7 protein-coding genes and 1 rRNA gene are annotated in these 5,582 nt (G+C 41.5%); 5 read left to right on the top strand and 3 right to left on the bottom strand.

What is annotated here, in order from left to right:
* On the bottom strand, positions 1-719 hold a 719-nt coding region (gene rsmA, locus B4033_RS04680), incomplete at its 3' end, for a 16S rRNA (adenine(1518)-N(6)/adenine(1519)-N(6))-dimethyltransferase RsmA (RefSeq protein ID WP_286832442.1).
* Positions 720-752: 33 nt separating this feature from the next.
* Positions 753-1,721: a 4-hydroxythreonine-4-phosphate dehydrogenase PdxA gene (pdxA, locus tag B4033_RS04675; RefSeq protein ID WP_286832441.1), complete on the bottom strand. Its 969-nt coding sequence runs from the start codon at positions 1,719-1,721 to the stop codon at positions 753-755.
* A gap of 302 nt (positions 1,722-2,023) precedes the next feature.
* Between pdxA and rplM the strand changes: the two genes are divergently transcribed.
* From rplM to B4033_RS04650, 5 genes are all read left to right on the top strand, one after another.
* The gene (gene rplM, locus B4033_RS04670; RefSeq protein ID WP_004811299.1) at positions 2,024-2,452 is read left to right on the top strand and encodes a 50S ribosomal protein L13; all 429 of its coding nucleotides are present in this window, start codon (positions 2,024-2,026) and stop codon (positions 2,450-2,452) included.
* 12 nt (positions 2,453-2,464) lie between these two features.
* Positions 2,465-2,851 carry a 30S ribosomal protein S9 gene (gene rpsI, locus B4033_RS04665; protein ID WP_004811301.1) on the top strand — a complete coding sequence of 129 codons (387 nt, stop codon included), beginning with the start codon at positions 2,465-2,467 and terminating at the stop codon, positions 2,849-2,851.
* A gap of 334 nt (positions 2,852-3,185) precedes the next feature.
* On the top strand, positions 3,186-3,836 hold the full coding sequence (locus tag B4033_RS04660) for a glutathione S-transferase N-terminal domain-containing protein (RefSeq protein ID WP_004811304.1): 651 nt from the start codon (positions 3,186-3,188) through the stop codon (positions 3,834-3,836).
* A 13-nt stretch (positions 3,837-3,849) separates the two neighbouring features.
* Positions 3,850-4,278 carry a ClpXP protease specificity-enhancing factor gene (locus B4033_RS04655; protein WP_004811307.1) on the top strand — a complete coding sequence of 143 codons (429 nt, stop codon included), beginning with the start codon at positions 3,850-3,852 and terminating at the stop codon, positions 4,276-4,278.
* 19 nt (positions 4,279-4,297) lie between these two features.
* A complete protein-coding gene (locus tag B4033_RS04650; RefSeq protein WP_286832439.1) occupies positions 4,298-4,951 on the top strand; it encodes a hypothetical protein in 654 nt (217 codons plus the stop codon).
* A gap of 484 nt (positions 4,952-5,435) precedes the next feature.
* Here B4033_RS04650 and rrf read toward each other — a convergent pair.
* Positions 5,436-5,550: ribosomal RNA gene (gene rrf / locus B4033_RS04645) — 5S ribosomal RNA — on the bottom strand.
* Positions 5,551-5,582 lie beyond the last annotated feature (32 nt).

The raw sequence follows: 5,582 nt of genomic DNA, 5'->3' as shown, positions 1-5,582 counted from the left end.
TCTTCAACCAGCATGCCTTTTAAGCTATTACGCAAAGTTTTACGACGCTGGGTAAATACGTGGGATACCAGACGTGCCAAAGCTTTTTCATTCTTCGCCACGATCGGTTTTACGTCATAGGGTTCTAGACGGAATACCGCAGAAGTCACTTTTGGCGGCGGATTAAACGAACCTGGTGGCACTTCAAACAAGAATGTCGGTTTGCAGTAATACTGGATCATCACCGACAAACGGCCATATTCTTTGGTGTTTGGCGAGGCGGTAATACGATCCACTACTTCCTTTTGCAACATGAAATGCATGTCTTTAACTTTGTCGCCGAATTCCAAAAGATGGAATAACAGTGGCGTCGAAATGTTATATGGCAAGTTCCCCACGACACGTAATGGACGGTCAGGTTGGAATAATTGCGTGAAGTCGTATTTCAATGCATCTGTTTCAATAATCGTTAGACGTTCAGGATGCGGCACACGACCCGGCAAACCTGCAGCCAAGTCACGGTCAAGCTCTAGAACGGTTAAAGCATCACATTCACCAATTAAAGGTGAAGTTAAAGCCGCAAGACCGGGACCAATTTCAACAATATTTTCACCCGCACGTGGATTCACGGAACGGACAATTTTTGCAATGACACGTTGGTCATGTAAGAAGTTTTGACCAAAACGCTTACGCGTGTGATGCCCTTCATCTTTTGGGTTTAAGGCATTAATTTGATACATAAAAACATTTCCAACGTGAGTAATGAACAGTCATCAGTGGCGCGCTAAATCCAGCGCCAGATCGACAGCGACATGTAAGCTTGAGCTTTTCGCAAGTCCTGTACCTGCGAGGGAGAGTGCTGTGCCATGATCGACAGAAGTTCGGATAAACGGTAAGCCCAAAGTAATATTGATGGCTTCACCAAAGCCTTGCGATTTTAACACAGGTAAGCCCTGATCGTGATACATCGCCAGAACAGCATCCGCATCTTTTAAATTTTCCGGGGTAAATAAGGTATCAGCAGGTAAGCTCAAGCTCATATTGATGCCTTGAGCACGATAAGTTTCCAATACTGGATTGATCACTTCAATCTCTTCCATACCGAGATACCCTCCCTCACCGGCATGAGGATTCAGACCACAGACTAAAATATGCGGATGCTCAATTTTAAATTTTGATTTCAAATCATGAATCAGGATATCAATCACCTGATGCAAACGCTCAGGCGTAATTGCATCCGCGACTGCCCGTAACGGAAGATGCGTTGTTGCTAAAGCGACACGTAAGGTTTTGGTCGCTAGCATCATCACCACACGAGCCACACCGGCAAATTCCTGATAATATTCAGTATGCCCACTGAAATGGATTCCGGCATCATTAATGACTGACTTTTGCACTGGTGCTGTTGCCACACCAACACTTTTCCCGGTCATGGCATAGTCAGCTGAACGACGTAATTGTTCCAATACATAAGCAGCGTTATGGCTATTGAGCTCACCCAATATCACTTGTTGTTTTAAAGGTACATGCTCTACATAGAGCTGACCTTCTTCAGAAGAAGACTCTTGTCCCTTATATTCAATCAGCTCTATTGCCAGATTTAGTTGCTGGGCACGCTGACCCAACATTTCCAGATCCGCAAGTACCACAATCGGACGCTCATCAACCCGATTTGCCAGACTCAAGCAGATATCAGGACCAATTCCGGCAGGTTCACCGCTGGTGACATATAAAGGCAGCATCTTCTTCTCTATTCACTAAGGCCTTCAATAGTATAGCCTGTTTCAAACAGGCTTGCGTGCAGCGATCTGTACAGTGTTTTGGACTGTTGTGATTCTCAGAGAAATCTGCGTTACAAATCTCGCCAGTTATTTTTATGCATTCTGCTTAATTTTTCTTCCCTTATGCTCGTAGATTATATAAAATACAGCGCTTGAAATTTTTAATTTTCATTTGTGATTCTTCACGTATTCGTTTAGAATCTCGTCTCCTTTTGTTTGGACAGATTCCACCGTCCAAACCAACTATAATAGGTAGTGGTTTAATGAAAACTCTCAGCGCTAAGCCAGCTGAAGTTCAACACGACTGGTACGTTGTTGATGCTTCTGGCAAAACTCTAGGCCGTCTTGCGACGGAAATCGCTCGTCGTTTACGCGGTAAGCACAAAACTTCTTATACTCCTCACGTTGACACTGGCGATTACATCGTTGTTATTAATGCTGAGCAAGTTCAAGTGACTGGTAAAAAATCACTTGATAAGAAATACTATCGCCATACTGGTTTCCCTGGTGGTATCCGTGAAACTAACTTCGAAAAATTAGTTGCACACAAACCAGAAGAGATCTTCCAACGCGCTGTTAAAGGCATGTTGCCAAAAGGTCCTCTTGGTTATGCAATGATCAAGAAAATGAAAGTGTACGCTGGTACTGAGCATCCTCACACAGCTCAACAGCCACAAGTTTTGGACATCTAAGGGATACAGCACATGGCTACAAACTATGGTACAGGTCGCCGTAAGACCGCAACTGCACGTGTTTTCCTATCTGCTGGTACTGGTAAACTCGTAATTAACAACCGTTCTTTAGAACAATACTTCGGTCGTGAGACTGCTCGTATGGTTGTTAACCAACCGTTAGAACTTCTTGAAGCAACTAACAAATATGACCTTTACATCACTGTTGCTGGTGGTGGTATCGGTGGTCAAGCAGGCGCTATCCGTCACGGTATTACTCGTGCATTGATCGCTGCTGACGAAACACTTAAACCTGCTCTTCGTCAAGCTGGTTTCGTTACTCGTGATGCTCGTGAAGTTGAACGTAAGAAACTTGGTTTACGTAAAGCTCGTAAACGTCCTCAATTCTCTAAACGTTAATTCGTTTACCGAATCGGAAAAAAAACCCTGGTTTATTCCAGGGTTTTTTTATGACTTTAAATTTACCACTGAATAGAATTGTATATATTATTGTTCATGAACATCTTTACCCCACACCCCTTCATGACACCAGAAGGACTTGGTCAGATAATAGTTGGCTATACCTATAATCACAAACACTATGATTAAACCTAAATTCATGATCATCTTGTTCTGCTCCTTTCATTTTTTCTTATAATCTACCCTGTCAAAAGCCAATTGGTCTTTTATGCTTCGTGCTTTTTAGGTTGATTTTTAGTATCCTATTCTACTCACTAAAATTTGCTCAGGATTTATGTCAGTCGAAAGCGCGCCACTTCAAGGAATCACCTTATATAGCCATGCCGATGACTTTCGTTCCCATTGGATTCGCTACGTTCTTACCGAAAAACAAATTAAATATCATTTAATCTTGGTCGATAGTGACGATGAGGACTTGGCCAGTCTAAATCCTTATAATCAGCTACCAATGCTAATTGAAAATGATCTGAAATTATTTATTAGCCAGATTATTTCTGAATATATTGATGATCGCTATCGCCAGAACAAGCTCTATGCCGATGCACCGATGCCGCGAGCTGAGCAACGCCAATATCTATGGCGCTTTGAACATGACTGGCTTAAACTGGCCGATATCATGCTCAAACACCCGGATTCTTTAGATCCCGCTGCGAAAGCTCAGGCGCAAAAACAGCTTCGCGATATTCTGGTATCACTGATGCCACTATTTCAGCACTTTCCCTATTTCATGTCAGAGCAGTTCAGTATCTTGGACTGCATGCTTGCGCCGATGTTCATCCGTTTGCACAGTATGGGTGTAGAATTACCTAAACAGCAATGCCGCCCATTCTATCTGTATTGCCAGCGAATCTTCAGCCGTCCTGCTTTTATCAAATCAATGACGTTGCAGGAAAAGAACCGCTACGCTGCCCAGTTATCAAATTAATCGAGTATTCATTATGTCTGAACAGGAATTCAACCTTACGCCTACACGTCCTTATATGTCTCGTGCGATTTATGAATGGATCTGTGATAACAATATGACACCATACCTATTGGTTGATGCTACGCGTCCAAATACCATGGTTCCAGAACAGTTTATTAAAGATGGCCAGATCATTCTAAATATCGTACCACACGCCGTACATGCGCTACATATGAGCAATGACGCGATTACATTCTCTGCACGTTTCGGTGGTGTATCACGTGATATTTATGTACCAATGGCTGCGGTACTTGGCATCTATGCACGTGAAAATGGTCAGGGACTATTCTTTGATCCAAATGAATATGAGCATACACAAACTGAAGAAGATGCTTTAAAATCAAACATTGAAGAAGAACCTGAAACACCAAAGAAAAAACCAAGCCTCAGGTTATTAGATTAAATAAGAACGGAGTAAGTGAATGGCTTTTGATTTAGTACAATATTTTGTTGAACAGATAGAAACTCAAAAGCCTGAGCTTCTAAGTCAGTATCCAAAGCAGGAACGTCGTGCATACATTGCCGAAATCAGTGCGCTGACTTTAGGTAAGCTGGTTAGTGAATGGAAGCTTAATCCGAATAAGATCTATAATGAAATTAAGCATCCTGATGAACTATATATCCAGGAAATTGCCCGTCATCTGAGTACACTTAAATCCAATCAGTCTACTCTTTCTCGTGAAGTACAAGAAGCCAATATTTATGAGATTTTCAAACTTCAGCTAATAGAGCTTAAACAGCTACATGATACCGGCAATCATAATCTGAACAGTATTCAGGAACTGTTATATGGTCAGATCGAGCATCTTTCTGGTCAAGCAGATGATTGGGTTTGGACAACAAATAATCTGTTAGAACTGAAAGGCTCTAAACCAATGCCACAAGAAGAGCTATCATTGGAGGCAACGATGAAGGAGTTTAATCAGATGGTCAGCCAAAACAATCAGTCCCTAGAACATGACGTTGAAGATGTGGTTGTAGTCAATGCGCCAACTTGGGCAAAAATTGCAGAGCTTGTAGTGGCGATTGTGATCCTATGGGTACTTCTAGATCAGGTTATGAAAGTGTTTGCTTAAATTATCCATCTAATAAAAAACCAGCTTTGAGCTGGTTTTTTATTTCTATGTAAACATACAGCATATAACTAAAAAATAATATTTATATGTAAATCTTTCATCCTTTATGAAATATACACCGTAGATATCAATACCCTTCATATAAGGCATTTGAGTCCATCTAGCTATAAGTCTATCTACCGATAGCTCGCAAAACGTTTTATTACCACCATGGTGGTAGGTAAACAAAGTTATTCACCTTTCACCCGCCCTCCTAGGCACTGTAGCGAAGTATTTAATAGCGATACTGCACTTAAGCATCAGCTAAAAAACACTACTAAAATCGATTACAGGGAATTCATCCTAGAAGATAACACTATGACTTTATATAATGAGCAAATTTTCTGCTGTAGCTTTATATAAAACTTAATATTTAGATGCTTTCTTAAATCTTGGCCATAAAAAAACACCCCCTGTCATTTGACAGAGGGTGTTTAGAATAATGAGCTGGCGATGACTTACTCTCACATGGGAAACCCCACACTACCATCAGCGCTAAGAGGTTTCACTTCTGAGTTCGGGAAGGGATCAGGTGGTTCACTCTTGCTATGGTCGCCAGCACAACTGGTATGACTTTGCGTTTGGTCTTATT

This window comes from Acinetobacter sp. UBA3132 (assembly GCF_002364825.1).
Classification (GTDB): Bacteria; Pseudomonadota; Gammaproteobacteria; order Pseudomonadales; family Moraxellaceae; genus Acinetobacter; species Acinetobacter schindleri.
The sequence above is the reverse complement of the archived record's forward strand: the minus strand, read 5'-3'. Positions and strand labels throughout refer to the sequence as shown.

Coding starts and splice junctions, on each gene's coding strand:
- pdxA (WP_286832441.1), bottom strand. CDS start 1,721: ATGCTGCCTTTATATGTCACCAGCGGTGAACCTGCCGGAATTGGTCCT.
- rplM (WP_004811299.1), top strand. CDS start 2,024: ATGAAAACTCTCAGCGCTAAGCCAGCTGAAGTTCAACACGACTGGTAC.
- rpsI (WP_004811301.1), top strand. CDS start 2,465: ATGGCTACAAACTATGGTACAGGTCGCCGTAAGACCGCAACTGCACGT.
- B4033_RS04660 (WP_004811304.1), top strand. CDS start 3,186: ATGTCAGTCGAAAGCGCGCCACTTCAAGGAATCACCTTATATAGCCAT.
- B4033_RS04655 (WP_004811307.1), top strand. CDS start 3,850: ATGTCTGAACAGGAATTCAACCTTACGCCTACACGTCCTTATATGTCT.
- B4033_RS04650 (WP_286832439.1), top strand. CDS start 4,298: ATGGCTTTTGATTTAGTACAATATTTTGTTGAACAGATAGAAACTCAA.